Annotated in this window: 23 protein-coding genes; 12 read left to right on the plus strand and 11 right to left on the minus strand. The window is 61.1% G+C overall.

From position 1 onward, the window contains the following. Window positions 1–17 precede the first annotated feature (17 nt). The 4 genes from rnhB to tilS all read left to right on the plus strand — a co-directional run bounded on the left by rnhB (window position 18) and on the right by tilS (window position 6,846). On the plus strand, window positions 18–650 hold the full coding sequence (gene rnhB / locus ACS92L_RS00130; RefSeq protein WP_438766214.1) for a ribonuclease HII: 633 nt from the start codon (window positions 18–20) through the stop codon (window positions 648–650). 125 nt (window positions 651–775) lie between these two features. After that, entirely contained in the window at window positions 776–4,285 is a 3,510-nt protein-coding gene (dnaE, locus tag ACS92L_RS00135) for a DNA polymerase III subunit alpha (protein ID WP_438766215.1), read from the plus strand. Window positions 4,286–4,484: 199 nt separating this feature from the next. Beyond that, entirely contained in the window at window positions 4,485–5,438 is a 954-nt protein-coding gene (gene accA, locus ACS92L_RS00140) for an acetyl-CoA carboxylase carboxyl transferase subunit alpha (RefSeq protein ID WP_438768519.1), read from the plus strand. A gap of 91 nt (window positions 5,439–5,529) precedes the next feature. Beyond that, window positions 5,530–6,846 carry a tRNA lysidine(34) synthetase TilS gene (gene tilS / locus ACS92L_RS00145; RefSeq protein WP_438766216.1) on the plus strand — a complete coding sequence of 439 codons (1,317 nt, stop codon included), beginning with the start codon at window positions 5,530–5,532 and terminating at the stop codon, window positions 6,844–6,846. Here the strand turns inward: tilS and ACS92L_RS00150 are convergent. Continuing rightward, window positions 6,820–8,334: a Ppx/GppA phosphatase family protein gene (locus tag ACS92L_RS00150; RefSeq protein ID WP_438766217.1), complete on the minus strand. Its 1,515-nt coding sequence runs from the start codon at window positions 8,332–8,334 to the stop codon at window positions 6,820–6,822. The genes tilS and ACS92L_RS00150 overlap by 27 nt on opposite strands. Window positions 8,335–8,501: 167 nt before the next feature. Between ACS92L_RS00150 and ACS92L_RS00155 the strand changes: the two genes are divergently transcribed. From ACS92L_RS00155 to ACS92L_RS00185, 7 genes are all read left to right on the plus strand, one after another. Then, window positions 8,502–8,825 (plus strand): thioredoxin family protein, encoded by a 324-nt coding sequence (locus ACS92L_RS00155; RefSeq protein WP_438766218.1) that lies wholly within the window; start codon window positions 8,502–8,504, stop codon window positions 8,823–8,825. Window positions 8,826–9,240: 415 nt separating this feature from the next. Beyond that, window positions 9,241–10,500, plus strand: a complete 1,260-nt coding sequence (rho, locus tag ACS92L_RS00160; RefSeq protein ID WP_086620628.1) for a transcription termination factor Rho — start codon at window positions 9,241–9,243, stop codon at window positions 10,498–10,500. Window positions 10,501–10,596: 96 nt separating this feature from the next. Further along, a complete protein-coding gene (gene ubiD, locus ACS92L_RS00165; protein ID WP_438766220.1) occupies window positions 10,597–12,066 on the plus strand; it encodes a 4-hydroxy-3-polyprenylbenzoate decarboxylase in 1,470 nt (489 codons plus the stop codon). A gap of 103 nt (window positions 12,067–12,169) precedes the next feature. Then, complete coding sequence (locus tag ACS92L_RS00170) at window positions 12,170–12,871, plus strand: FAD-binding oxidoreductase (RefSeq protein WP_438766222.1); 702 nt, start codon at window positions 12,170–12,172, stop codon at window positions 12,869–12,871. Then, complete coding sequence (gene folM / locus ACS92L_RS00175; RefSeq protein WP_438766223.1) at window positions 12,868–13,581, plus strand: dihydromonapterin reductase; 714 nt, start codon at window positions 12,868–12,870, stop codon at window positions 13,579–13,581. Before ACS92L_RS00170 ends, folM begins: the two co-directional genes overlap by 4 nt. 547 nt (window positions 13,582–14,128) lie before the next feature. Continuing rightward, window positions 14,129–14,257, plus strand: coding sequence for a hypothetical protein (locus tag ACS92L_RS00180; protein ID WP_438766224.1), 129 nt, complete (start codon window positions 14,129–14,131; stop codon window positions 14,255–14,257). 16 nt (window positions 14,258–14,273) lie between these two features. After that, a complete protein-coding gene (locus tag ACS92L_RS00185; RefSeq protein ID WP_438766225.1) occupies window positions 14,274–15,383 on the plus strand; it encodes a 3-deoxy-7-phosphoheptulonate synthase in 1,110 nt (369 codons plus the stop codon). An 86-nt stretch (window positions 15,384–15,469) separates the two neighbouring features. On the opposite strand, the gene ppk1 is transcribed toward ACS92L_RS00185, so the two are convergent. Beyond that, window positions 15,470–17,665 (minus strand): polyphosphate kinase 1, encoded by a 2,196-nt coding sequence (ppk1, locus tag ACS92L_RS00190; protein ID WP_438766226.1) that lies wholly within the window; start codon window positions 17,663–17,665, stop codon window positions 15,470–15,472. A 778-nt stretch (window positions 17,666–18,443) separates the two neighbouring features. Between ppk1 and elbB the strand changes: the two genes are divergently transcribed. After that, window positions 18,444–19,112 carry an isoprenoid biosynthesis glyoxalase ElbB gene (gene elbB, locus ACS92L_RS00195; RefSeq protein ID WP_438766227.1) on the plus strand — a complete coding sequence of 223 codons (669 nt, stop codon included), beginning with the start codon at window positions 18,444–18,446 and terminating at the stop codon, window positions 19,110–19,112. A 16-nt stretch (window positions 19,113–19,128) separates the two neighbouring features. Here elbB and tatC read toward each other — a convergent pair whose 3' ends face one another. From tatC to hslU, 9 genes are all read right to left on the minus strand, one after another. Then, window positions 19,129–19,902 (minus strand): twin-arginine translocase subunit TatC, encoded by a 774-nt coding sequence (gene tatC / locus ACS92L_RS00200; protein ID WP_438766228.1) that lies wholly within the window; start codon window positions 19,900–19,902, stop codon window positions 19,129–19,131. Further along, a complete protein-coding gene (gene tatB / locus ACS92L_RS00205; protein ID WP_438766229.1) occupies window positions 19,899–20,462 on the minus strand; it encodes a Sec-independent protein translocase protein TatB in 564 nt (187 codons plus the stop codon). The genes tatC and tatB overlap by 4 nt, the downstream gene beginning before the upstream one ends. A gap of 6 nt (window positions 20,463–20,468) precedes the next feature. Continuing rightward, complete coding sequence (gene tatA, locus ACS92L_RS00210; protein WP_438766231.1) at window positions 20,469–20,720, minus strand: Sec-independent protein translocase subunit TatA; 252 nt, start codon at window positions 20,718–20,720, stop codon at window positions 20,469–20,471. A gap of 104 nt (window positions 20,721–20,824) precedes the next feature. Further along, the gene (locus tag ACS92L_RS00215; protein ID WP_438766232.1) at window positions 20,825–21,163 is read right to left on the minus strand and encodes a phosphoribosyl-ATP diphosphatase; all 339 of its coding nucleotides are present in this window, start codon (window positions 21,161–21,163) and stop codon (window positions 20,825–20,827) included. A 96-nt stretch (window positions 21,164–21,259) separates the two neighbouring features. Next, the gene (gene ubiB / locus ACS92L_RS00220) at window positions 21,260–22,888 is read right to left on the minus strand and encodes a ubiquinone biosynthesis regulatory protein kinase UbiB (protein WP_438766233.1); all 1,629 of its coding nucleotides are present in this window, start codon (window positions 22,886–22,888) and stop codon (window positions 21,260–21,262) included. Next, window positions 22,888–23,523, minus strand: coding sequence for a ubiquinone biosynthesis accessory factor UbiJ (locus tag ACS92L_RS00225; protein WP_438766234.1), 636 nt, complete (start codon window positions 23,521–23,523; stop codon window positions 22,888–22,890). Before ACS92L_RS00225 ends, ubiB begins: the two co-directional genes overlap by 1 nt. A 129-nt stretch (window positions 23,524–23,652) precedes the next feature. Then, window positions 23,653–24,399, minus strand: a complete 747-nt coding sequence (ubiE, locus tag ACS92L_RS00230; protein WP_438766235.1) for a bifunctional demethylmenaquinone methyltransferase/2-methoxy-6-polyprenyl-1,4-benzoquinol methylase UbiE — start codon at window positions 24,397–24,399, stop codon at window positions 23,653–23,655. A 164-nt stretch (window positions 24,400–24,563) separates the two neighbouring features. Further along, entirely contained in the window at window positions 24,564–24,956 is a 393-nt protein-coding gene (locus tag ACS92L_RS00235; RefSeq protein WP_438766236.1) for a gamma-butyrobetaine hydroxylase-like domain-containing protein, read from the minus strand. Window positions 24,957–25,088: 132 nt separating this feature from the next. Beyond that, the gene (gene hslU / locus ACS92L_RS00240; protein WP_438766237.1) at window positions 25,089–26,453 is read right to left on the minus strand and encodes an ATP-dependent protease ATPase subunit HslU; all 1,365 of its coding nucleotides are present in this window, start codon (window positions 26,451–26,453) and stop codon (window positions 25,089–25,091) included. Between the last annotated feature and the right edge of the window lies 1 nt (window position 26,454).

A 26,454-nucleotide genomic window follows, 5' to 3' on the forward strand; every position in this document is an offset into this window, starting at 1 on the left:
CACCACCACGACAGACCATGAACTTTATTCCCGAAATCATGACTTCAAATGCCGAGCAGTCGCCGCTGGTCATTCCCTATCAGGGCTGGCGTCTGGCGGGGGTCGATGAAGTGGGCCGCGGCCCATTGATCGGCACCGTTGTGGCCTGCGCCGTGATTCTCGATCCCGAGCGCCCCATCGAAGGGTTGATGGATTCCAAAAAGCTGACACCGGCGCGCCGGGAGCGTTTTGATCGCCTGATCCGCGAACAGGCGCTGGCCGTGTCGCTGGGTGAGGCCACGCCCGGCGAAATCGACACGCTCAATATTTATCACGCCACGCATCTGGCCATGTGTCGTGCCATTGATGGCCTGTCGATCACGCCGGAGTATCTGCTCGTTGACGGCAATCACCTGCCCGGGCATCGCCTGCCGGGCCAGGCCGTTGTCAAGGGCGATGGTCGCGTGGCAGCCATTGCGGCGGCCTCGATCGTGGCCAAGGTGGCCCGCGACGCCCAGATGCACTCGCTGGACGTTCGCCATCCCGAATACGGTTTTGCCGCCCACAAGGGCTATCCGACCAAGGCCCATCTGGAGGCGCTGGCCCGTCTGGGGCCGCTGCCCGAGCACCGGCGCTCCTTCCGACCCGTCAGGGCACTGCTGGCGGACTGAATCCAACAGCTAACGCTTTTCTCTCTTTCCAGGCCACTGGCCCGGCAACGGTGTTCATCGGTACCATGGCGTTGCCTGTCCGGTGTCCCCCGAGACCATTCGTTGAATATAGCGAGCCTGCACCCATGACCACGCCCTTTGTACATTTGCGACTGCACAGTGAATATTCGCTGACCGACGGGCTGATCCGGCTCAAGGCGCTGACACAAAAGGCCGTCGAGATCGGCCAGCCCGCCCTGGCCGTTACCGATGAAACCAACCTGTTCGGTCTGGTCAAGATTTACAAACAGGCGCAGGGTGCCGGGCTCAAGGCCATCGTGGGCAGCGATGTCTGGCTCCACAATCCTCAGGACCCGGCGCATCCCTACCGCCTGACCCTGCTGGCCATGAATCAGACTGGTTACCTCAATCTGACCAAACTGATTTCACGGGCCTGGCAGCACGGTCAACAGCAGGGGCGGGCCTACCTGCACAAGGAGTGGGTGCTCGAGCAAAGCGATGGGTTGATCGCCCTGTCCGGTGCCCGCGAAGGCGAGATCGGGCGCTATCTGCTGCACGGGCATACCGAGACCGCGCGCGAATTGCTCACCGAGTGGCAGCGATTTTTCCCCGACCGGTTCTATCTGGAGCTTCAGCGCACGGCGCGTGAAAACGACGAGGAATGCCTGCATCTCTGCGTAGAGCTTGCCATGGAAACCGGCACGCCGGTCGTGGCGACCAACGATGTGCGCTTTTTGTCCCGCGAGGACTACTGGGCGCACGAGACCCGGGTCTCGATCGGTGAAGGCAAGGCGCTGGACGACCCGCGTCGCGAGACGCGCTACACCGAAGAGCAGTATTTCAAAACGCCCGAGGAGATGGCAGCACTTTTCTCCGATATTCCCGAGGCGCTGGAAAACAGTGTCCATATCGCTGCGCGCTGCAGCGTCGAAATGCGCCTGGGCGAGATCTTTTTGCCGGAATATCCGGTGCCGGAAGGCCAGACCATGGAAGAGTTCTTCTGCGAACTCTCCCATGATGGCCTGACCCGACGTCTGGATCTGCTCTTCGGCGGCGAGCGCCCCATCTATCCGGGCCGCTCGCGCGAAGAGCACGAACCGGCATATCGCGAGCGGCTGGACTTCGAGCTCAACATCATCAATCAGATGGGCTTTCCCGGCTACTTTCTGATCGTGATGGACTTCATCCGCTGGGCGAAGCAAAACGATGTGCCCGTGGGGCCGGGACGTGGCTCGGGTGCCGGCTCGCTGGTGGCCTACGCGCTTGAAATTACCGATCTTGACCCGCTGGAATACGATCTGCTGTTCGAGCGCTTTTTGAACCCCGAGCGTGTCTCCATGCCCGACTTTGACGTCGATTTCTGCATGGAAAAGCGTGACCGGGTCATCGACTACGTGGCCGACCGCTACGGGCGCAACGCCGTCTCACAGATCGTGACCTTTGGCACCATGGCGGCCAAGGCCGTGGTCCGTGACGTGGCGCGTGCCCAGGGAAAACCCTACTCGCTGGGCGACAAGCTCTCCAAGCTCATTCCCTTTGAAGTCGGTATGACCCTTGCCAAGGCGCACGAGCAGGAAAGCGCGCTGCGCGAGTTTCTGGAGGTCGACGAGGATGCCCAGGAAATCTGGGACATGGCGCGCCGGCTTGAGGGCATCACCCGCGGTACCGGCAAGCACGCCGGGGGCGTGGTGATTGCCCCCACCAGTCTGACCGACTTCTCGCCGCTGTTGTGCGACGAGGACGGCAGCGGGCTGATGGTGCAGTACGACAAAAACGACATCGAGGAGGCCGGGCTGGTCAAGTTCGACTTCCTGGGGCTTCGGACGCTGACCATCATCGACTGGGCACTCGAGATGGTCGATACGGTCCGGGCGCGAGAAGGCAAGGGAGGGCTGGATATTGCCACCATCCCGCTCGATGACAAGCCGACCTTTGACATGTTGAAAAAGGCCGAGACCACGGCGGTGTTCCAGCTGGAGTCACGCGGCATGAAGGAGCTGATCAAGCGCCTTCAGCCCGATTCGCTGGAAGACATGATCGCCCTGGTGGCCCTGTTCCGTCCGGGGCCGCTGCAGTCCGGCATGGTGGATGACTTCATCAACCGCAAGCACGGGCGCGCCGAGCTTGCCTATCCGCATCCCGACTATCAGCACGAGCTGCTCAAAAGCGTGCTGGAACCCACCTACGGCATCATCCTCTATCAGGAGCAGGTGATGCAGATCGCCCAGGTGCTGGCGGGTTACAGCCTGGGACAGGCGGACATGCTGCGCCGCGCCATGGGCAAGAAAAAACCCGAGGAGATGGCCAAGCAGCGTGCCGGCTTCATGGAAGGGTGTGCCAGTAACGGCATCGATGCTGATCTGGCGGGCAACCTCTTTGATCTGGTCGAGAAGTTTGCCGGTTACGGCTTCAACAAGTCCCACTCGGCGGCCTACGGTCTGGTCTCCTATCAGACCGCCTGGCTCAAGGCGCACTACCCGGGCCCCTTCATGGCCGCGGTGCTCTCGACCGAGATGGACAACCTGGACAAGGTGGTGCCCTTGATCGAGGAGTGCCGGCGCATGGGGCTCACCGTTACCCCGCCGGACGTCAACATCGGCAGCTACCGCTTCAGCGTCAACGAGCAGGGGCAGGTGGTCTATGGCCTCGGAGCGATTCGCGGTGTGGGTGAAGGCCCGATCGGCGCCATCGTTGAGGCGCGTGATGCCGGCGGCCCTTTCCAGGACCTCTTTGATTTCTGCCGTCGCATTGATGGCAAGCGCATGAACAAGCGCACGCTGGAGGCGCTGATTCGCTCCGGGGCGCTGGATCATCTGGGGCCGTCGCGCGCGGTGCTGTTCTCGGCGCTGGAAGATGCCCTGCGCGCGGCGTCGCAGAGCCAGAACAATGCCAGCATCGGCATGGTGGACATGTTCGGCGAGGCGTTTGTCTGCGAAGAGGCAGGCGACATCGATGTCTACAGTGACCATCGCGGCGCGCGCAACTGGAGCGACCGGGACCGGCTGGCCGGGGAAAAGGACACGCTCGGACTTTATCTGACCGGTCATCCGATCGATGAGTACGAAAGCGAGCTCAAGCGTTTTGTCTCGACCCGCATCGTTGATCTCAGGCCGTCGCGCGAGCCGCAGCGGGTGGCCGGGCTGATCGTTGCCATGCGTACCATGAAGTCAAAGCGGGGGGACACCATCGCCTTTGTCACCCTTGATGACCGCACCAGCCGGATCGAGGCGTCCCTGTTCGGCGAGCTCTATGACCAGGTGCGTCAGCATCTGGCGGCCGACCGGGTGGTGATTCTTGAAGGCGAGGTCAGCCTGGACGACTACTCCGGCGGGTTGCGCCTGCGGGCGAAGGAGGTCACACCCATGGTCGAGGCCCGTGCCCGCTTTGGCGAGGCGCTCGAGATCAGCATCGATATCGAGCGCATCAACGGCCGCTTCAGCCGCACGCTCATGGATCGACTGACGCCGCATCTGGACCAGCAGGGGTTGCCCGTTCGGCTTCAGTATCGCAATCATCAGGCCGGCGGCTGTCTGGAGTTTGATCCGCAGTGGCGGGTATCGCCCTGTGACGAGCTGATCACCGGGCTTCAGGAGGGCGTGGAAGGCCATCCCGAGGTCAGGCTTTGCTACCGCTGAGCCTGTCGAGATGGCCCGGTATCGCATCACGGTACAATAGATATCGAACCATGGTTGCACCCAACGCCCACAATGGGATAATGGCCCACCGATTCACCGACGCCGTGCGCTGCCTTTCCATGCTGCGACGGTCCAGGCCGATACTGTCGTGCACGCCCTGCGCTGCTCGCGTTGATGAAAGAGCTCTGTGACGTACCCTATGAATCCGAACTATCTCGACTTTGAACAGCCGATTGCCGAACTGCAGGCCAAGATCGAAGAACTGCGGCTGGTGGGCAACGACAGCAAGATCAACATCAGTGACGAGATTGCCAAGCTCGAGGACAAGAGCCGCAAGCTGACCGAGCAGATCTTTCGCGATCTGACCTCGTGGCAGGTTTCTCAGCTGTCTCGTCATCCCCAGCGCCCCTACACGCTGGACTATCTTGCCGAAATCTTCACCGAATTCGATGAGCTGCACGGCGATCGCAGCTTTGCCGATGACGCCGCCCTGGTCGGCGGCGTGGCCCGTCTTGATGACCGCCCCGTCATGGTCATCGGCCATCAGAAGGGCCGCACGGTCAAGGACAAGGTGCGCCGCAACTTTGGCATGCCGCGTCCGGAAGGCTATCGCAAGGCCTGCCGACTGATGGAGATGGCCGAGCGCTTTCACATGCCCATTCTGACGTTCATCGACACGCCCGGCGCCTATCCGGGCATCGATGCCGAAGAGCGCGGTCAGAGTGAAGCCATCGCCCGCAATCTGGCAGTCATGTCGCGTCTGAAAACGCCCATCATCTCGACCGTGATCGGTGAGGGTGGCTCCGGCGGCGCCCTGGCCATCGGCGTGTGCGACTCGCTGTCCATGCTGCAGTTTTCCACCTATTCGGTCATTTCCCCGGAAGGGTGTGCCTCGATCCTGTGGAAAAGTGCTGATCGCGCCTCGGATGCGGCTCAGGCCATGGGCATCACGGCGACCCGGCTCAGGGAGCTCGGGTTTGTCGATACGCTGATCGAGGAGCCGCTGGGCGGTGCGCATCGTCACGTCTCCGAAATGGGACGCCGCCTCAAGGGGTCGCTGCTGCATCAGCTGGATGTGCTCCAGGCCATGGACACCCAGTCCCTGCTGGAGCGTCGCTACGAGCGGTTGATGAGCTATGGTGCGCTCGACTGATCGCGACCGCGACCAGGGAGGCATACAAAACGGGAAGGCTCTGCCTTCCCGTTTTTGATGGTCACCACCTCCGAGCAGGGAGCCTCCAGTCATGACACCGTCACTTGAAGCACGCATCGAAAACGCCATGGCAGCGCTGCACGAGCGCTCGCCCGCCGCAACGCTCTGGATGGCGCTGTCGGGCGGGCGTGACAGTACCTGTCTGTTGCTGCTGGCCGCCCGCGCGGTTCGACGCTATCCCGATATCACTCTGCACGCCATTCATGTCCACCACGGGCTGCAGCCGGCGGCCGAGGCCTTTGTCGAGTCGGCCCGTCGCGCCTGCAAGCAGTTGGGCGTAGCGTTGCGGGTCGAGCGAGTCACTCCTGAGGGTGACGACGGGCTGGAAGCCCGGGCCCGTCGCGCACGCTACGCCGTGTTCGAAGCCCTGCTGGCGCCCGGTGATACCCTGTGGATGGCCCATCATCAAAACGATCAGGCCGAAACGCTGCTGTATCGCCTGATGCGCGGTAGCGGCGTGCGCGGGCTGGCCGGCATGCCCGCGCATCGTGCGCTGGGGGCAGGCCGGCTCGAGCGGCCGCTTTTGCAGGCCGCGCGTGAGGAGATCGATGCCTGTCTGGCCGATGAGCCCATTGCCTGGTGTGACGACCCCACCAACGACGACGATCATCAGGATCGCAACTACCTGCGCCATCGGGTCATGACACCTCTCAAGACGCGCTGGCCGGCGGCTGCCGAACAGATGGCGCGCAGCGCTGACCATCTGCGCGAGGTTGATGCGCTTTTGCAGGCGCTGGCGGCAATGGACCTCGCGGCGCTGGGTGGCGCGCCCGACCGGCTGCCGCGCGAGCCGCTGTGTGCGCTGAGCCGGCCAAGACAGCGGCTGGTCATGACAACTGCGATCGAGCAGCTGGGACTGGCCTCGCCGCCGCGTGGACGGCTGGAGACCCTGCTGGACCAGCTGGCCCGTGCCGGGGTGGACCGTCAGGTGCACATCGACTGGCCCGGCGGTCAGGCGCGTCTGTGGCGAGATACCCTGTTTCTGATGGTCGAAAACGATGTGGCAGCGCCTGATCACGCATGGTCAATGACATGGGATGGCCAGGCGCCGATCGCGACACCGCTGGGCGTCATTGGCGATCAAATCAGGCCCCCGGCAGGCGAGAAGCCGGCACTGACGCTAGCGCCGCGCGCTGGTGGAGAAAAACTTCAGGTGCGCGGGCAGCGCCGAACGCTTAAAAAGCTGCTGCAGGAGCAGGCCATCCCGCCCTGGCAGCGCGACCGGATCGTTGTTGTGTGGCACGACAGTGACCCGGTCGGCGTGCTGGGGCCGCTGCGGCTGGCGGCCGATGGCTGGACGCTGGAAGCGCGCCCTGATGACTCAGGGCGTATCGATGACAAGTGTTAACGCGGCCCGCTGCTGCCACTGACGCTCAAGTGCCAGGTCCTGCTGCAATAGCTCGGGCACCGGCCTGGCGAAGGCCAGCTCAAGGCGTTGGTCATCGGCGCGCAGCTCGGGCTGCCAGTCACTGTCGGGGTCGCGGGCGCGGCACAGCACCACGGCCAGTCGCAAAAGGCGCGCCAGGTGCATGAGATCGCCTGCAGGCAGTGCCGCACGATGTTCAGGGGGTGGTTCGGGGAACTGTCGACGATGCGCCTGCACCAGCCAGGCCAGGGTGAGCTGGTCGGGCAGCGAAAAGCCCGGCATGTCGCTGTTGGCCAGCAGGTAACTGCCGTGCTGGTGATAGCGGTTGTGGGCGACCCCCAGACCGATCTCATGGACCATGGCCGCCTGTTCCAGCAGCTGGCGGGAAGCATCATCGAGCGCCAGGGCGGAGGCCACCTGGTCAAACAGCACCAGCGTCGTGGCGGCCACGTATTCGGCGTGTCGGGTATCGACCTGATACTGACGCTGCATGTCGCCCAGCGTGATGTGGCGCACGTCGTGGCGGGTGTCGCGTGAGAGCAGATCCAGCAATACCCCGTCACGAAGCGCACCGCTGGTATGCTGCATGTGTGTCAGATCCAGTGCCTGAAAAATGGCGCTCAAAATGGCCACGCCGGCGGGAAAGACCCGGGCCCGATTGCTTTTGAGACCGGCCATGCTGACCCGGTCCAGATGACCCTGTTCGATCAGCTGCCGGCGCAGGTCCAAAAGCCCGTCGCGCGTGATTTCGCCCTTTTTCAGGTGCGGCTGCATCGCCTTGAGCGTGGCGGCGGCGGCCTTGATGGTGCCCGAGGTACCGATGCCACGCTGCCAGCCCAGGCGGCGATAGTGCGTGGTGATGTTGGCAAGCTCGAGCAGGGCGGCCTGCTCGGCGGCCTGCATGGTGGCTTCGGTGATCTCGCCGCTGTCGAAAAAGCGACGCGTATAGGCCACACAGCCCATTTCCAGACTTTCCAGCGCCAGCGGCCGGGTACCGGCGCCCACGATCAGCTCGGTCGAGCCGCCGCCGATGTCGGCCACCAGACAGTTTGCGGTATCGTCCTGCCAGGCGGTAGAGGCGCCCTGATAGATCAGGCGTGCTTCCTCGCGACCCGAAATGGTCTCGATTCGCTGGCCCAGACACTGCTCGGCGCGGATCACGAAATCGATACTGTTGGCGGCCGAGCGCAGGGCATTGGTGCCCACGACCCGAAGCCGATCCACCCGGTGTTCATCGATGATGGTGCCGAACTCCTGCAGGCATTCAAGGGCCCGCATCATGACGCTTTCATCAAGACGGCCCTGGTCGTCAAGCCCGGCGGCGAGCTGTACCTTTTTGCTGCACTTTTCAAGTTCGGTGAAATGGCCGTTGTCGGCATCCACGATCAAAAGGTGAAAGCTGTTGGAGCCCAGGTCCACGGCAGCCAGGCGTAGCGGGCCGGAAGAGGGTAGTGTCTGAACATGCGTCATGAGCCGATATCCATGGCGTTGCTGTCCTTGCAGGCCCCGTCCATCAGGCCCATTCGGTCAGGTATTGGTTCGCCAAAGAGTGATATCAGGCTGATATCATGTCAATTGCTTAAACGGGCAGCTCGCCCCGGAAGGCAGACGATAACAAGACGTCAACGGGGAGAAGCATGAGCACCATCATTGATCTGGATGAAAACCGCTTTGAGCAGGAAGTGGCCGACAAGCACGAACCGGCACTGATTGTGCTGACCGCCGACTGGTGCCGTCCCTGTCGGGTTCTGATGCCCGTGCTTGAAGATGTGGCCGGAGACTACGCCGAGCGTGTGAAGGTCTATCGCGTCGATATCAACGCCTCACCCGGGCTTGCCACACGCCTGGGGGCCCGTGGGGTGCCGACCCTGTGTCTTTTCGTTGATGGCACGCTTGAGACCACACGTGTCGGGGCACTTTCCACAACCCAGCTACAGCAGCTGCTTGATGAGCATCTTTAAATAAGGCTTTGGTCAGAGGCGCCGAAGTCGGCGCTTCCCGGCGCGATAAAAGGGCTTGCGTCAGTGATCAGCGTTGTCTAACATCGGTGCGTTCGCCTGATTTCAGCTGCTTGCCAGCCGCCGAGCGAGCCAGCAGGGTCATATTGCTTTTCTCCCAGTCTGTCACGCCATTTCTCAAGCAGACGAACGGACCCTGAAGCTGTCGGTGCTGAACTCGGGTTTTACCGTCATATTACTTCTTTCCTTCGAACGAGGCGCTTTTCGGGTGTATCTCCATTGCCGGGGTTTCAATAACCATCAGGCGTCGAGACCCCGCGGGCTCTGATTACAATCAGGCGGTATTCAAGATACCGTTTCCTGTCCCGGCCGCATCTCTTACAGCCATGCTGACTAAAGCGATTTCCGAATCAAGCCGATGAATCTAACCGAACTCAAGCAAAAGACTGTTCCCGAGCTGTTGGAAGTTGCCCAGGAAATGGGCATCGACAATCTGGCTCGTTCGCGCAAGCAGGACATCATTTTCGCCATCCTCAAAAAGCACGCCAAAAGCGGCGAGGATATCTACGGCGATGGCGTACTCGAAATCCTTCAGGATGGCTTTGGTTTTCTGCGCAGTGCCGACTCTTCCTATCTGGCCGGCCCTGATGACATCTATGTCTCTCCGTCGCAGATTCGCCGCTTCAATCTTCGCAAGGGCGACTCGATCGCCGGCAAGATTCGTCCGCCCAAGGAAGGCGAGCGCTACTTTGCGCTGCTCAAGGTCAATCAGATCAACTTTGATCGACCCGAGAACGCCAAGCACAAGATCCTGTTTGAAAACCTGACGCCGCTGTTTCCCCAGGAGCGTCTGGTCATGGAGATCGGCAACGGCTCCACGGAAGACATTACCTCGCGCGTCATTGACCTGACCTCGCCGATCGGCAAGGGCCAGCGCGGTCTGATCGTCTCGCCGCCCAAGGCGGGCAAGACGATGATGCTGCAAAACATCGCCAATTCGATTACCCGCAACAATCCCGAATGCCACATGATTGTGCTGCTGATCGATGAGCGTCCGGAGGAGGTCACCGAGATGTCGCGTACCGTGCGCGGCGAAGTCGTGGCCTCCACCTTCGATGAGCCGCCGGCGCGTCACGTGCAGGTCGCCGAAATGGTGATCGAAAAGGCCAAGCGTCTGGTCGAGCATAAAAAGGACGTGGTGATCCTGCTGGATTCCATTACCCGTCTGGCCCGTGCCTACAACACCGTCGTGCCGAGCTCCGGCAAGGTGCTGACCGGTGGTGTGGATGCCCACGCTCTTGAAAAGCCCAAGCGCTTTTTCGGTGCGGCTCGTAACATCGAAGAGGGCGGCAGCCTGACCATTCTGGCGACCGCGCTGGTGGATACCGGCTCCAAGATGGATGAAGTCATCTTCGAGGAGTTCAAGGGTACCGGTAACATGGAGGCGCATCTGGACCGCAAGCTGGCCGAGAAGCGTGTCTATCCGGCGCTCAATATCCGCCGCTCCGGCACGCGTCGTGAAGACCTGATCGCCTCAGAGGACGAAATGCAGCGCATGTGGATTCTGCGCAAGCTGCTCAATCCGATGGAAGATGTGGCGGCCACCGAGTTTCTCATCGACCGGTTGAAGGATACCAAGACCAATCTGGAATTCTTCGAGGCCATGAAGCGCCGCTAGCGCGTCCTGCGGTGTCACGGGCGTTGTCGGAAGGCGCCTGCATGAGAGGGGCAGCATGCTATGCTGCCCCTTTGCTTTATTACGGGAAGGATCGGCATGAAGTATCGCGATCTGCGGGAGTTTATCCAGGGGCTCGAGCGGATGGGGGAGCTCAAGCGTGTTACCGCTGAAGTCGACCCTCATCTGGAAATGACCGAGATATGTGATCGCGTGCTGCGCGATGAAGGACCGGCCCTGCTGTTTGAAAACGTGCGTGGCAGCACGATGCCGGTGCTGGCCAATCTGTTTGGCACGCCGCGCCGGGTGGCGCTGGGCATGGGACAGGACAGCGTGGGTGCCCTGCGCGAGGTCGGGGAGCTGCTGGCCTTTTTGAAGGAGCCCGAGCCGCCCAAGGGATTTCGTGACGCCTGGCAGAAGGTGCCGATTTTCAAGCAGGTCATGAGCATGGGGCCGCGCCACGTCAAAAAGGCGCCATGTCAGGAGGTTGTACTGGAAGGTGACGACGTTGATCTGGATGTCATCCCCATTCAGCACTGCTGGCCGGGGGATGCCGCGCCGCTGGTGACCTGGCCTCTGGTCATTACCAAAGGGCCGCACAAGGAGCGCCAGAATCTGGGCATCTATCGCCAGCAGAAGCTGTCGAAAAATCGCCTGATCATGCGCTGGCTGTCCCATCGCGGCGGGGCGCTGGATTTTCGCGACTGGCAGCAGTCGCATCCGGGCGAGCCCTTTCCGGTGGCGGTGGCGCTGGGCGCTGATCCGGCCACCATTCTGGGCGCTGTGACGCCGGTGCCCGACTCGCTGTCCGAGTACGCCTTTGCCGGGCTGCTGCGCGGCTCCAAGACCGAGCTGGTCAAGTGTCATCACGCCGATCTCAGCGTGCCGGCCAGCGCCGAGATCGTGCTGGAAGGCCATATCTATCCTGATGACATGGCGCCGGAAGGCCCCTTCGGCGATCACACCGGTTATTACAACGAAGTCGATACCTTCCCGGTCTTTACCGTCGAGCGCATTACCCATCGCCGCGATCCCATCTATCATTCTACCTACACCGGGCGCCCGCCGGATGAACCGGCCGTGCTGGGCGTGGCGCTCAATGAGGTCTTTGTGCCCATTCTGCGTCGCCAGTTTCCTGAAATCGTCGACTTCTATCTGCCGCCCGAAGGGTGCTCCTATCGCTTGGCCGTGGTGTCGATGAAAAAGCAGTATCAGGGACACGCCAAGCGCGTGATGATGGGCGTGTGGAGCTTTTTACGTCAGTTCATGTACACCAAGTTCGTGATCGTGGTGGATGATGACGTCAACACCCGCGACTGGAAAGATGTGATCTGGGCCATCACGACGCGCATGGACCCTTCCCGCGATACGGTCATGGTGGACAATACGCCGATCGACTATCTCGACTTTGCCTCGCCGGTTAGCGGTCTGGGCTCCAAGATGGGCCTTGATGCGACGTCCAAGTGGCCGGGCGAAACCCAGCGCGAGTGGGGCACGCCGATTGTGATGAGCGATGAGATCAAGGCCCGGGTGGACGAGCGCTGGGACGACTACGGCATCAATACCTGAGCCGTCAACGGCTCGGGAGTTACCGACACAATGCACTGCTGCATTTCTATCGATTGAAGGAAGCACCATGTCTGCCAGGACGCTGACCTGTAGGGTCGAGACCATGGAAACGCTATCGGCCGATGTCTATCGCCTTTTTCTGCGTGGCGACCCGCAACAGATCCTGTTTGCCCCGGGTCAGTATCTGACGCTGGTGGTACAGGGCAATCATCTGCCGTTTTCGATTGCCAATGCGCCCAACGGTGAGGGCATTCTCGAACTGCACATCCAGTATGTGGCCGAAAGCGACAACGCACGGGCGCTGTTTGAACAGCTCCACGTGGGCGCCGAGATCGAGGTCTCGCTGGCCGGCGGGGAGTCGGTGCTGGAGCTCGATGATCCGCGGCCGCTGCTTTTGATCGCGGCTGGCACCGGATTTGCACAGATGAAATCCATCATCGAGGCCTCGCTTGCTCTGCATCCCGAGCGTCCCATCCATCTATGGTGGGCGGCACGCGCGCGCAGCGAGCTTTACATGGAGCTTCAGGCGCGCCACTGGGCCGAACAACACGAGCAGTTCAGCTTTACGCCCGTGGTGGAGTTGCCTGGTGAAGAGGATTTTGACGGTGTGGTCGAGCGTATCGATAACGCTCTGCATGACCGCGTTCAACGTGCCGACGAGGCCAGCATCTTTATCGCCGGCTCACCCGGCATGGTGTACGCCGTGGTGGACACGCTGGCCCGGATCGAGCCCATGGCCAAGCGAATCTTTTCCGATGTCTTCAGCTACGCGCCTCGAGTGCAGGGGCAGGACGCGGCGTCATGAGCCAGGCGCCCATACTGATCACCGGCGGCGGTCAGCGACTGGGCCGCTACTGTGCCGAACGCCTGCATGACGATGGCCACCCGGTCATCATCACCTATCGCCGCGAACGCCCCGCCATCGAGGCGCTGCGACGTCGGGGCATTACCGCGCTGTATGCCGATTTCTCCAACGAGGCCGACATTCTGGATTTCATTGCCCGGTTGAAGGCGCACACCGGTGCGCTGCGGGCGATCATTCACAATGCTTCGCACTGGCAGCGCGATGAGGACAGCGCCTCGCGTGGCGAGGACTTTGCCCTGATGTTTCAGGTTCATATGCAGGCGCCCTATCTTATCAATGTGCATGCTCATGCGCTTTTGATGGCCTGTCCCGAACCGATGCGCGACATCATCCATGTCACGGATTACAGCGCCTCCCACGGATCAAGAAAGCATATGGCCTATGCGGCCACCAAGGCCGGGCTCGAGAATCTGACCTTGTCCATGGCTCGGCGTTTTGCGCCTGACATCAAGGTCAACGCCATCGCGCCTGCCGGCATCATGCTCAATGCCGACGACGGTGATGACTATGTGGCGCACCTCAACGCCCGGTCGGCCCTGCCCGCGGTGCCCGGGCCCCGGGTGATCTGGCAGGGCGTGCGCTATCTGCTCGATAGTGCTTTCGTCACAGGGACCACATTGCCTGTTGACGGCGGACGCCATGTGAAGTGAACTGGTGTCGGCGACCGGGTCGCCGGATATTTTTGGTGTTCAACAACAACGCTGTTCCAACGACCGTGACAGGTGGCCATCATGACATCGCCGTCGACGTTACTTAAGGATCGTGCATTGCTGGTCGGTATTGTGGCCGGCGTCGTAGTGATATCGCTGGCGGCCGCGCTGCCGGCACTGTTTATCTGGAAGGAGTTTCTCATCTGAGTCAGCCATGCTAGTCTCGGATGATTGACCACGGGGTCCCTGACCCCCGGACAGTCGAACCAGATATCGTTGATCAGGATAACCTGCATGCCACATTTCGTGCTCAATGACACACCGACACGGCACTCGCCTCAGGCGATGGCCGTGTTGTCGCGTGTCCATGGCACGGTCGGTTATCCAGTGGGCTATTGGTTTAGAGACAGGCACGCCTGAGTCATCAGGGCGTGCCGGTGTCTACCGTGCTGCCCACCCATGAAACCCCCGGTTGGCAGCATGCCACCGGGGGTTTTTTGTTTTTCATGTCACGGGTCAACGGCCCGATAGCCATCAGGAGAGCAGCATGACCATGACTTATAACAACGATTCGACTTTTGACTGGCGATTTAACCACACGCTGACGGCGTTTCGAGCGCTGGCCGTCGGCGTGCTGGCACAGGGCGCTCCAGAATCCCGATTGTTACGCTGTTAAAGGATAGAAAAACGCCATGAACGCCTTACTCAATACTGTCGAGCCTGCCGCTGCCACCTGCGCTGATCAAAACGGTATCGCCGGTGGCCCGGGTGTTGCCCAGCCGCTGCCAACACCGAGTGCCCTCAAGGAGGCCATTGCGCTTGAGCCCGCTTTAAAAGAGCAGATCGCCGGTCATCGCCAGGCGGTTCGAGACATTCTGGACGGGCGGGATTCACGTCTGCTGGTCGTGATGGGGCCCTGTTCGATTCATGATCGCGACAGTGCGCTTGACTATGCCCGGCGCCTGAAAGGGCTTGCCGATGAGGTGGCTGGCAGCATGGTGCTGGTCATGCGGGTCTACGTCGAGAAGCCGCGTACGACCGTGGGCTGGAAGGGACTGGTCTATGATCCGCATCTCGATGGCAGTGACAACATGGCAGAAGGGCTGGCCAGTACGCGCCGGCTCATGCGTGATATCACGGCACTGGGCCTGCCGATTGCCTGCGAACTGCTTCAGCCCATGCTGAGCGCCTATATGGATGATCTGATCAGCTGGGCCGCCGTCGGGGCACGGACCACCGAGTCACAGATTCACCGCGAGATGGTCAGTGCGCTGCCCATGCCCACGGGATTCAAAAACGGCACCGACGGCGGCATTCAGGTTGCCATCGATGCCATGGGCGCCAGTCGCCATGGTCATCGCTATCCGGGCTTTGATGACAATGGCTGTCCGGCGCTTTTACACTCCAGCGGCAATCCGAATACGCACCTGGTGCTGCGCGGTGGCCATCAGGGGCCCAATCATGATGCTCAAAGCGTTCAGCGGGCCATTGATGCGCTCGGCAGGGCCGGTGTTTCAACGGCCATCATGGTGGACTGCTCTCATGCCAATAGCGGCAAGGACCCGGCTCGACAGCCGCTGGTGCTTGACGAAGTCATTCGCCAGCGTCTTGAGGGCACCTCATCACTGGTCGGCGTCATGCTTGAAAGCCATCTGGAGGCAGGCAAACAGCCCCTGGGCGGCACGTTGCACTATGGCGTCTCCGTGACCGACGCCTGCCTTGGGTGGACCGACAGCGAACATCACCTGCGCCGTGCCGCGCAGCGCCTGTCCAAAAAGGAATCAATGGCGCAGTACGCCTGAGCTGCGACGAGACGGTTTTGGCGTAAAAGCAAAGGCCCGGACACCCTGGGTGTCCGGGCCTTTTTAAAGTGCCGCTGACGAAGGATTCAGGGCCGTGCCGCGTAGGCGTACAGCAGGGTTTCCTGCGCGCTGATGGCGGCTTCATCCTTGCCCGGGCAGCGCTTTTCATAGTGGCCATCCGGCTGTAGCGTCCAGCTCTGGCAGTTGTCCAGCATGTAGGTATCCAGATCCTTTCTGACCCGCTGGGCGATCTTTTTGTCCAGCAGAGGAAAGCAGGTCTCGACGCGCTGGAACATGTTGCGCTCCATGAAGTCGGCGCTGGAGCACCAGGTTTCGGACTTGCCGGCGTTGTGAAAGTAAAAGACGCGGGTATGTTCCAGAAAGCGGCCCACCACCGAGCGCACCGTGATGTTGTCGGAGATGCCGGGCACGCCCGGGCGCAGACAGCAGGTGCCGCGAATGATCAGCTGACAGATGACGCCGGCCTGCGAGGCCCGGTACAGCGCCTGGATCAGTTTGGGCTCTGTCAGGGAGTTGCACTTGACGGTCAACATGGCCTTGCGCCCCTTGCGGGCGTGCGCGGTTTCCCGGTCGATCAGCTCGACCAGACGCTTGTGCAGCGTGAAGGGCGCATGCAGAAGATGCTCGGTATGGCGCGGCTCTCCCATGCCCGAAAGCTGCTGGAAGACATGGTGCACATCCTCGCACAGCGTTTCGCGCGCCGTCAGCAGGCTGTAGTCGGTATAAAGCTTCGCTGTCTTTGAGTGGTAGTTGCCGGTGCCCATGTGGGCGTAGTGACGAATGCGTCCGGCTTCGCGGCGGACGATATGCAGCATCTTGGCGTGGGTCTTGTAGGCCATGACGCCATAGATCACGTTGGCACCGGCTTCCTGCAGTCGAGAGGCGAGCGCGATATTGTCGGCTTCATCAAAGCGCGCCCGCAGCTCGATGACCACGGTCACTTCCTTGCCGCTGCGTGCCGCGTCCACCAGCGCGCTGACCACCCCCGAATCGGAGCCGGTGCGGTAGAGCGTCTGCTTGATCGCCAGCACGCCCGGATCACGCGCGGCCTCGGCCAGCCAGTTTTCGATGACGCCGAACGACTCCCAGGGATGCAGCAGCAAAATATCCTGCCGGCTGATCAGATCAAACAGGCTCTCATCCTTGCGCAGCGCCTTCGGCAGGCCCGGCACGAACGGGTTGTATCGCAGATCGCTGCGCTCGTTGTCGCCGATCATGGCCATCAGTCGGCTCAGGTTGACCGGGCCATCGACCAGATACAGATCCTCCTGACCGAGCTGAAACTGCTTGAGCAGAAAGTCGCTTAAATGCGCCGGACAGTTGTTGGCCACTTCCAGGCGCACGCCATCGCCGTAGCGTCTGGCCAGCAGTTCGCTTTTGAGCGCCGAGGCCAGATCCGCCACATCCTCGGTGTCCATGGCAAGGTCGGCGTTGCGGGTCAGGCGGAACTGATAGCAGCCGCGTACCGTCATGCCAGGAAAGAGCTGTTCAGCGTGGGCATGAATCATCGAGGACAAAAACACATATTCCTGACATCCCTCGCGCTCCAGCGCCTCCGGCAATCTGATCAGACGGGGCAGCGAGCGCGGCGCCGGAATAATGGCCATGCCGCCCTCACGGCCGAAGGCGTCGCAGCCTTCCAGCTCGACGATGAAATTAAGGCTTTTGTTGACCAGCCGCGGAAAGGGGTGCGACGGGTCCAGCCCGATCGGGCTGATGACCGGCATGATCTCGTCATCGAAGTAGGCACTGACCCAGTCACGCTGCGCCCTGTTCCAGCTGTTGCGGCGCAGGAAATGGATGCCGCGCTCGGCCAGTGCCGGAATCAGTTGGGTGTTGAGAATATGGTACTGGCGCTCTACCTGCTCATGGGCGGTGGTGGCGATGTCGTGAAAGATGCTCGAGGTCGAGTGGCCATCCATGCCGGGCGTTTCGTTGCCGTAGGCGATGCGCCGCTTGAGACCGGCTACGCGAATTTCAAAGAACTCATCCAGATTGGATGAAAAAATCAGCAAAAACGTGAGCCGCTCGAGCAGGGGATGGGTTTCATCAAGTGCCTGTTCGAGAACGCGAACGTGAAACCTCAGCGTCGAGAGTTCACGGTTGAAATAGAGCCCGGCATCATCCAGATCGCGTGCGGCATTGGCGGCGGCTCTGGCGCGGATGCCGGCATGCGTATGGTTGATCCTCAACGTCGAGGCAGGGTCATTCTCGGTTGAGGCGGGTGTTTCGCAAGCCGGGGTAGTGGGCAGTGATGACATCGAGAACTCTCCGGGAAATGACATGCGGCCCAAAAAACCGCATCCACCAGTGTGGGAAACTCTCATGACGCTTTCATGACAGTCAGTCTGCCCTGGGCGCCGGTACGGGCTGGCCTTGAAAAAGTGACATCAGCATGACCGTTGTTTTATCCAGCCAGGCCCTGCCAGCGCCTGGCGTGTCGGTAGACGAAAGTCGGGGCACGCCGCCCTGTTTGACGCGATACAGTACGTTCGGAGAGGGCATGGCTGGTCTGGTCACGACCACACCGTCGCCTTCTGCAGTGTTTGGGCCGCCGCTCTCAGGCAGCGCCACTAACGCCGGGCGTGGGGCCTGCCTGGCCCCGATTGCCGGGAATGGCGTCCTGACGATATACGGTACAGGGCCCGGAGCGATATTGATAATGAGGCCAGGCCCTGCACAAGCCACATGGGGTCACAATGGGGCTTGTGGAACCAGATCCATGGTCTGATAGGCTTTTTGCCGGATTCCCTCCCGTTTCCGGCGGCGATGCCATAGCGTTGTGGCGACGATCTCCTTGACGGATGAAAACGGGCAGAATCGGATCATCAACCGTCATTGTGCTTTCCTGCATCAAGGGCATGGCGCTCAAGAGCGAACACCTGCAGCGCAAACCTGACATGAACGAATACAATCATGATAGCTGGCCTGTCCGGCAGCGGTGGCGATTATCGTCGCAATTGATCAGGCATCCTTTGGTGCCGGTCACCCCTGTCTGCCCGGGAAGGCGGATGACATGTATCTCATGGGAGCAGCAGCATGAAAAAGCGTGTAGCAGTCGTGATTTCCGGATGTGGATGGCTGGATGGCACGGATGTGCAGGAGCTGACGATGGTGCTGTTGCGCCTGGATCAGCTGGGCCTTGAATGGAGCTGCTTTGCCCCCGACGTGGCGCAGCATCACGTGATTGACCACACCAGCGGCGAGCCCATGGACAGTGAAGGCCGCCATGCCATGGTGGAGTCGTGTCGCATGGTGCACGAGCGCATCTATCCGCTGGACAAACTGCAGTCAGCAGAGTTTGGCGCGATCATCATTCCCGGCGGGCATGGTGCCATCAATCAACTGAGCGATTTCGCCGTCAGCGGCTCTTCCATGCAAGTGCTGGAACAGCTTGTTTCCCGGCTTCACGAATTTCATGACGCGCGCAAGCCCATCGCCCTGGTCGGCATGGCGGCGCTGCTGGTGCCGCGGCTTTTTGAGCAGGCCATTCCGGTGACGCTGGGGCAAAGTGCGGCCCTTTCCGGCACCATCAGTGCCATGGGGGGATTACATAAAAGCGTCGGCGTGGGCGAGATCGTGGTGGATATCGAGCACCGTGTTCTCACCACGCCCGGCTGGCTGATGGGCAAACGCCCCTCGGAGATCGCTCAGGGGCTTTTCAAGCTGGTGGAGCGGGTTAATACCCTGATGGAGCAGCCGCGCTGACGCGCGGCCGGTTTGCCTAGCTGTCGGTGTCGTTCATCTCGACGTCGTCACGCCCGCCGCGCGGGTTACGAATGAGACGAGCAAAGAGGATCCCGACCTCGAACAAAAGCCACATGGGCCCCGCCAACAGTGTCTGAGAGATAATGTCTGGCGGTGTCAGCACCATGCCCACGATAAAGCAGGCAATGACCACATAAGGGCGCTTGGCCGTGAGCGCCTGTACCGTGGTGGCCCCGGTCAGCACCAGCAAAAAGGTGGCCACCGGAATTTCAAATGCCAGCCCAAACGCCATGAAAAGCTTGAGCACGAAGGAGAGGTAGGCATTGATGTCGGTCATGATTTGCACATCTGCCGGCCCGGCGGTGGTGAAAAACTGAAACAGCAGCGGAAACACCACGTAGTAGGCAAAGGCGGCCCCGCCGTAAAACAGCATGACGCTTGAGCCCAGAATGGGCAGGGCCAGCTTCTTCTCGTTGGCATAAAGGCCCGGGGCGATAAAGGCCCAGGCCTGATAGAGCACAAAGGGAATGGCCAGAAACAGCGACACGATCAGCGTCAGCTTGAACGGCGCCAGAAACGGCGAGGCGACTTCCGTGGCGATCATCTGCGAGCCAGGCGGCAGCAGCGCCATGAGCGGCTCGGCCACAAAGGTGTAGATCTGATTGGAAAAGGCATAAAGCGCGGCAAACGCCACCACGATGACGATCATGGCGCGTAAAAGGCGCGAGCGCAGTTCAATAAGGTGATCGATCAGCGGTGTCTGCGACTGATTATCGTCCTGTGGGCTCATCGATCGTGGTTATCCCTGTCATGACGGTCCGATGCCGGTGGTCGAGAGGCGGCGGCATCGGATGGTTTCTGCTCATCAAAAGCGGCCTCGGAGGCCGGCGCCGGGGCAGTCGAAGGGTCGGCAGTGTTCGCATGGCGATCCGGTGCCGGCCTGGTTGACGATTCGACATCAGGCTTTGGGTGCTCTGGCGTCTGATCGGTTCCGGGTGTCTCATCGACCCTGGGTGGCTCGTCTGCTGGCTGTGACGAGCGCTCATCAGCAAGGGCCTTGTCCGAAAGCTTTCGACTGCCGGCAGAGGGATCATCTCCCAGACTCTCGATATCAGTCCGGGCCTTTTTCAGCCCCTGATCGAAGCGGTCCTGCTGGCTTTTCATCTTGCGCTGCAGCTCTTCGGTCTCGAGCTGGGAGGTGATCTCCTGCTGAACGCTGGAAACCGTTCGCTTGATCTTTCCCAGCCACAGGCCGGCCGTGCGTGCTGCCGTTGGCAGACGCTCGGGGCCCAGCACCACCAGGGCGATGGCGCCGATCACGATCAGCTCGGGAAAACTGACATCGAACATTGAGAGTTATTTCCGGGTGTCTTCTTTTTCGCGCGTGTCCGTATGGCTATCGATGGTCTCGTTGCCCGGGGTCTCGTCATGCTTGACGCGCTGCTGAGGTTTGCTGGTCGTGTCGTCATCATCGTTGACGGCCTGCTTGAAGCCCTTGATGGCGCCACCCAGATCGCCGCCCAGATTGCGAAGCTTTTTCGTGCCGAAAATCAGAATAATGATGCCCAGAACGATTAGAAGCTGCCAGATACTGATACCACCCAACATGGCGTTTCTCCATTGTGTCCGACAGGACACGGTCGTTGATAAGTCCGGTGCCGCCAAGGGCTGCACCTTCATTGTAGTGATAGGACAGGCAAAAGGGGCAAACGTTAGCCGTTAGTGCGCGATGCCTTTTCCTCGAGTCCCGAAATGCCCTGACGGCGTGCCAGCTCTTCAAGCACGCCGCGATGGTCCAATCCCAGATGCGAGAGCATGACCAGCGAATGAAACCAGAGATCGGCCGTCTCGTTGACCAGTGCCTGACGGGCGCTTTCGTCACCGTGCTCGGCATCGCGGGCGGCCAGGATCGCTTCGATCGATTCCTCGCCCACCTTTTCCAGAATCTTGTTGAGACCGCGCTGGTGCAGGCCGGCGACGTAGGACGTATCAGCGTCACCATGGCGCCGCTCGGCCAGGCGTTGATCGAGCTGCTCGAGAATCGTGCTCATTGAGATGGGTTCCTGATGTTTCATGCCAGGGCGTGTTCAGGATGATGGGAGCTTATATCATCACCGCCCGCAATGTGTCGATGTTATCTGCACCGCTCAGCGCCAGATCACCAGCACCAGGCCGATACCGGCGGCCGCCAGGATACTCCAGTGCTGCTGCATCGCCCACTGTGAAATGGGCTGCCAGGCCAGAGCGCCCGCGATCAGGATCAGCCCGATGCGTATCCGGCGCGCGCCCCGGCGTACGCCCGACGAGGTGTTTTGAAGCGTGACCAGAGCGGCCGTTTGCTGCTCGCGGTGCTTGCGCTCGTTTTCGACCTGGGACAGGGCCTGATGGGCCAGCACCGGAAGCTGCGGAATACGCTGGGCCAGATCCGGTGCCTGGCGCTTGAGCTCTTCCCAGAACCCCTTGGGCCCGGCACGCTCGTGCATCCAGCGCTCCAGAAAGGGTTTGGCGGTGTGCCACAGGTCGAGTTCGGGATACAGGGTGCGCCCCAGCCCTTCAATATTGAGAAGGGTCTTTTGCAAGAGGACCAGCTGCGGCTGCACCTCCATGTGAAAGCGCTGCGCCGTCTGGAAAAGCCCCATCAGCACCTGGCCAAAGGAGATGTCCTTGAGCGGCTTTTCCAGAATGGGCTCACATACCGAGCGAATGGCGGCGGCAAATTCGTTGGCGCGGGTATCCTCGCCCACCCAGCCGGACTCGATGTGCAGCATGGCCACTTCGTAATAGTCCTGACGGAAAAACGCGATGATGTTGCGCGCCAGATAGTCCTGATCTTCCCGGGTGAGGCTGCCCACGATGCCGCAGTCGATGGCAATGTAGCTCGGGTCGCTCGGATTGCTGATATCAACAAAGATGTTGCCCGGGTGCATGTCGGCATGGAAAAAGTTGTCGCGAAACACCTGGGTAAAAAAGATCTCCACGCCGCGTTCGGCGAGCAGGCGCATGTCGACGCCCTGAGCTTCCAGCGCCTCGGTATTGGCCACGGGTTCACCGTTGACCCGCTCCTGGGTCATGACACGCTTGCGCGTCAGCGGCCAGTAGATGGTCGGGACGTGTAACAGCGGCGAGTGCTGAAAGTTGCGCTTGAGCTGGGAGGTGTTGGCCGCCTCCTTTTGCAGGTCGAGCTCATCAAAGAGCGTGGACTCATAGTCCTTGACCACTTCCACGGGCCGCAGGCGTCGGGCCTCGGGCCAGACCTTCAAAAGGACCTTTGCAAAGGTATACAAAAGCGCCATGTCGTTGCGCATGACGCTATCGATACCGGGGCGAATGACCTTGACCACGACCTCTTCGCCGGTGTGCAGGCGCGCGGCATGGACCTGGGCAATGGAAGCCGAGGCCATCGAATCGGGTTCAAAGTGATCGAACAGCTCACCGACCGGGGCGCCGAGTTCTTCCTCGATGATGTTGCGCGCCGTCTCGCTGTGAAAGGGCGGTACCTGATCCTGCAGCCGCTTGAGTTCAACGGCAATATCCGGCGGCATCAGATCGCGCCGGGTCGATAGCATCTGACCGAACTTGATAAAAATGGGCCCCAGATCTTCCAGGGCCAGTCGCAGGCGCTCGCCACGCGTCCTGTCCCCTTTCGGGAACAGCCGGATGGGGGCAATGGCCATCAAAAAGCGGGCATAACCCGGCAGCCGCTCGGCAGGAATCAGGCTGTCGAGCCGGTAACGGGTGACCACCCAGGCAATACGGATCAGGCGCCATAGCGTCATCAAGAGTGATGCCCTCGCAGACGACGGTTGAGACGTTCAAGCCGGGCTTCCAGCCGGTCCGTCGCAATTTCGAGTTCGGTCAGATGATCGCGGGCCACATCAAAGCGGGCGCGGCCGGCAAGCCACTGGCCCTCTTCCAGAATGTACTCGCGCAGATCCTGCTCAAGACTTCTTGATGAGTGCACGCCAAAGTGGCCCAGGCGTCGCAGGCCGGTGGCCAGGCTGTGCGCCGGTGCCTCGCCGAACCATTCGGCAAAGGCGCCTTCCCAGTCGATATCAAGATCCATGAGCAGCTCACGGGCCTGCATCAAAAGGCCGAGCTGGCCACGCACGACCAGTCGATGGCTGGTCATGAGCGACTGGATCGGCATGCCGCCAAGCAGGGCACCCAGCGTGTCGGCATCGATTTCGATGGTCGTGTCGGCGTCACGATCTTCGCCGTCGGGCAGCGAGGCGAGCGTGAGGCCATGGATATGAAAGATGACCAGTACTTCGATACGGGGCGACTCAAGCCGCAGCAAAAGACGCTGTCCGGCCATGGCCGCCAGACGAGACGGCGCCGCCGGGTCGCGTGCCAGCAAGCGATTGACGCTCTTTTCGATACCGGCCAGCAGTACGGGGGTAATAAAGGACATCAGCGGGACTGCCCTTGAGAAATGCAATGACGAAAAGTCATGAAATACGCGTATGTCATGCCGTTAACCCTGTCGGGAAAGCGCCCCGGCGGATGCTGCCAAGCGAAGGGCACCATCCGCACGGGCCGTTCAGAACTTGATACCGCGGTGCAGTGCCACAACACCGCCGGTCATGTTGGTGTACTCGACGCGCTCAAGCCCTGCATTTTCCATCATCGCCTTGAGCGTCGGCTGATCGGGATGCATGCGGATCGATTCGGCCAGATAGCGATAGGAATCGGCATCGTTGGCCACCCACTTGCCGATGCGGGGCAGCACATGGAAGGAGTACTGATCATAGACCTTTTCGAAAACCGCATTGACGGGTCTTGAAAATTCCAGGATCAGCAGCCGGCCACCCGGCTTGAGCACGCGCGCCATGGAGGCAAGGGCTGCATCCTTGTCGGTGACGTTGCGAAGACCGAAGGCAATGGTAATGCAGTCAAAGGTGTTGTCCGGAAAGGGCAGGGCCTGGGCATCGGCCTGCACGATCTCGACCTGAGCGCCGATGCCGCGATCCATCAGACGGTCACGCCCGACCTGCAGCATGGCGGCGTTGATATCGGCCAGCACTACCCGACCGGTGGGGCCGACACGCTCCACGAATTTGGCCGTCAGGTCGCCGGTGCCGCCGGCGATGTCCAGTACGGCATGGCCGCGGCGTACGCCCGAACGCTCCAGCGCCACGCGCTTCCAGAAGCGATGAACGCCCATCGACATCAGATCGTTCATGACATCGTAGCGGCGTGCCACGCTGTCGAAGACCTGCTCGACGCGGCCGGCCTTCTCCTCGACAGGGACTTCCTCATAGCCGAAGTGCGTTGTCTGCTTGTCCATGGCGTTCCCCTGTCAGCGTTTGCAAGTCATGTATTCTGGTATCGGCGGCGCTGCCTGCCCGATGGGCATGAAGGCGTTGTCTGTCCGGTCGGGAGGGGCGCGCCTGTCGAGAGCCATTGTAGCTTTCAGGACATCATTTGTCCTGACGCCCATTCGGGATGGCGTCACTGGCGCTGCAGCGGTATGCCCAGCGGCTCGCGTGACGCATTGGCCTTTTTGAGCTCGTGAAGATAGTCGTCCCACCACAGCTCGCGGTTTTCGATCATCTCCCAGAGATAGGCGTAGGTATACAGACCGCTGTCGTGGCCGTCATCAAAATGCAGCTTGAGGGCGTAATTGCCCACCGGCGTGACGTTTTTGAGACCGACATATTTCATGCCGGTCTGCAAAACGGCCTGCTCCGGACTGTGGCCGCGCACTTCGGCCGAGGGTGAATAGACTCTGAGCATTTCGGCGCTGAGACGAAAGCTTTGCGCCTCACCCTCGATGTCATAGGTCAGCGCCAGTTCGCGACTGCGCTGATGGTAGTGAACGCCGGTTGGCATGGGGGCACTCATGGGATGGCTCCATGTTGGGTCGCACCGGATGATGCCTTTTTCCGAACGGGGCGGGCATCATGTCAAAAAACGGGCGGCCCATGAACGGGCCGCCCTCCAGGATACGCGGTTGGCGTCAAACGATAAAGACGCTCAGAGGATATAGCGAGACAGATCCTCATCGCGGGCCAGCTCGCCCAGACGCTCATCGACATAGGCGCCGTCGATCACCAGCGGGCCCTTCATGTCACTGCCGTCAAAGAGCGCTTCTTCCAGCAGGCGTTCCATGACCGTGTGCAGACGCCGTGCGCCGATGTTTTCGGTGCCTTCGTTAACCTGCCAGGCCGTCTGCGCAATGCGCTCGATGCCGTCATCGGTAAATTCGATGTCCAGCCCTTCGGTCTTCATCAGCGCTTCATACTGACGCGTCAGCGAGGCCGACGGCTCGGTCAGAATGCGCTTGAATTCGTTCGGTGACAGCGCCGAAAGCTCCACGCGAATCGGCAGGCGACCCTGCAGCTCCGGAATCAGATCCGAGGGCTTGGAGAGGTGGAACGCGCCAGAGGCGATAAAGAGGATGTGATCGGTATGCACCATGCCGTGCTTGGTGGACACCGTGGACCCCTCGATCAGCGGCAGCAGGTCACGCTGTACGCCCTCGCGAGAGACATCGCCACCGCTGCCGGATTCGGCGCGCTTGGCCACCTTGTCGATCTCGTCGAGAAACACGATGCCGTTTTGTTCCACGGCTTCGATGGCCCGGGCCTTGAGATCGTCATCGTTGACCAGCCTTGAAGCCTCTTCATCACGGACCAGCTTGAAAGCTTCCTTCACGGTGAGACGGCGCGTCTCCTTGTTCTGCTTGCCCATGTTGGAAAACATGCTGGAGAGCTGGTTGGCCATGTCTTCCATTCCCGGCGGGGCCTGAAAGTCCATGCCCTGACCGGCCGGTGACAGCTCGATGTCGATCTCCTTGTCATCGAGCGTGCCCTCGCGCAGCTGCTTGCGAAAGGTCTGACGCGTGGCGCTGTCACGACCCTTGCCGCTGTCGTATTCGCTGCCACGGGCAGGCGGCAGCAGGGCGTCGAGAATGCGCTCTTCGGCGGCGTCATCGGCCTTTTGGCCGACCTGTGACTTGGCCTGCTCACGCACCAGCTTGATGGCCGCTTCCACCAGATCACGAATGATCGATTCGACATCGCGCCCGACGTAGCCGACTTCGGTGAACTTGGTTGCCTCGATCTTGATAAACGGCGCGTTGGCCAGTTTGGCCAGGCGGCGGGCGATTTCGGTCTTGCCCACGCCGGTCGGGCCGATCATCAAAATGTTTTTGGGCGTGACCTCCGGGCGCAGCGAGTCATCGAGCTGCATGCGGCGCCAGCGGTTGCGCAGGGCGATCGCCACGGCGCGCTTGGCTTCGGCCTGGCCGATGATGTATTGATCCAGCGCGTGCACGATCTCGCGCGGGGTCATGTGATTGCTGTTGGCGTTTTGATGGGACATGGAAGTCTCGGTCATG

It is taken from the genome of Kushneria halocnemicola, from assembly GCF_965650455.1.
Taxonomy (GTDB): Bacteria; Pseudomonadota; Gammaproteobacteria; order Pseudomonadales; family Halomonadaceae; genus Kushneria.

Bases quoted from the DNA above. Each gene is read 5' to 3' on its own strand.
- rnhB (WP_438766214.1), top strand. From the start codon at position 18: ATGAACTTTATTCCCGAAATCATGACTTCAAATGCCGAGCAGTCGCCG.
- dnaE (WP_438766215.1), top strand. From the start codon at position 776: ATGACCACGCCCTTTGTACATTTGCGACTGCACAGTGAATATTCGCTG.
- accA (WP_438768519.1), top strand. From the start codon at position 4,485: ATGAATCCGAACTATCTCGACTTTGAACAGCCGATTGCCGAACTGCAG.
- tilS (WP_438766216.1), top strand. From the start codon at position 5,530: ATGACACCGTCACTTGAAGCACGCATCGAAAACGCCATGGCAGCGCTG.
- ACS92L_RS00150 (WP_438766217.1), bottom strand. From the start codon at position 8,334: ATGACGCATGTTCAGACACTACCCTCTTCCGGCCCGCTACGCCTGGCT.
- ACS92L_RS00155 (WP_438766218.1), top strand. From the start codon at position 8,502: ATGAGCACCATCATTGATCTGGATGAAAACCGCTTTGAGCAGGAAGTG.
- rho (WP_086620628.1), top strand. From the start codon at position 9,241: ATGAATCTAACCGAACTCAAGCAAAAGACTGTTCCCGAGCTGTTGGAA.
- ubiD (WP_438766220.1), top strand. From the start codon at position 10,597: ATGAAGTATCGCGATCTGCGGGAGTTTATCCAGGGGCTCGAGCGGATG.
- ACS92L_RS00170 (WP_438766222.1), top strand. From the start codon at position 12,170: ATGGAAACGCTATCGGCCGATGTCTATCGCCTTTTTCTGCGTGGCGAC.
- folM (WP_438766223.1), top strand. From the start codon at position 12,868: ATGAGCCAGGCGCCCATACTGATCACCGGCGGCGGTCAGCGACTGGGC.
- ACS92L_RS00180 (WP_438766224.1), top strand. From the start codon at position 14,129: ATGACCATGACTTATAACAACGATTCGACTTTTGACTGGCGATTTAAC.
- ACS92L_RS00185 (WP_438766225.1), top strand. From the start codon at position 14,274: ATGAACGCCTTACTCAATACTGTCGAGCCTGCCGCTGCCACCTGCGCT.
- ppk1 (WP_438766226.1), bottom strand. From the start codon at position 17,665: ATGTCATCACTGCCCACTACCCCGGCTTGCGAAACACCCGCCTCAACC.
- elbB (WP_438766227.1), top strand. From the start codon at position 18,444: ATGAAAAAGCGTGTAGCAGTCGTGATTTCCGGATGTGGATGGCTGGAT.
- tatC (WP_438766228.1), bottom strand. From the start codon at position 19,902: ATGAGCCCACAGGACGATAATCAGTCGCAGACACCGCTGATCGATCAC.
- tatB (WP_438766229.1), bottom strand. From the start codon at position 20,462: ATGTTCGATGTCAGTTTTCCCGAGCTGATCGTGATCGGCGCCATCGCC.
- tatA (WP_438766231.1), bottom strand. From the start codon at position 20,720: ATGTTGGGTGGTATCAGTATCTGGCAGCTTCTAATCGTTCTGGGCATC.
- ACS92L_RS00215 (WP_438766232.1), bottom strand. From the start codon at position 21,163: ATGAGCACGATTCTCGAGCAGCTCGATCAACGCCTGGCCGAGCGGCGC.
- ubiB (WP_438766233.1), bottom strand. From the start codon at position 22,888: ATGACGCTATGGCGCCTGATCCGTATTGCCTGGGTGGTCACCCGTTAC.
- ACS92L_RS00225 (WP_438766234.1), bottom strand. From the start codon at position 23,523: ATGTCCTTTATTACCCCCGTACTGCTGGCCGGTATCGAAAAGAGCGTC.
- ubiE (WP_438766235.1), bottom strand. From the start codon at position 24,399: ATGGACAAGCAGACAACGCACTTCGGCTATGAGGAAGTCCCTGTCGAG.
- ACS92L_RS00235 (WP_438766236.1), bottom strand. From the start codon at position 24,956: ATGAGTGCCCCCATGCCAACCGGCGTTCACTACCATCAGCGCAGTCGC.
- hslU (WP_438766237.1), bottom strand. From the start codon at position 26,453: ATGACCGAGACTTCCATGTCCCATCAAAACGCCAACAGCAATCACATG.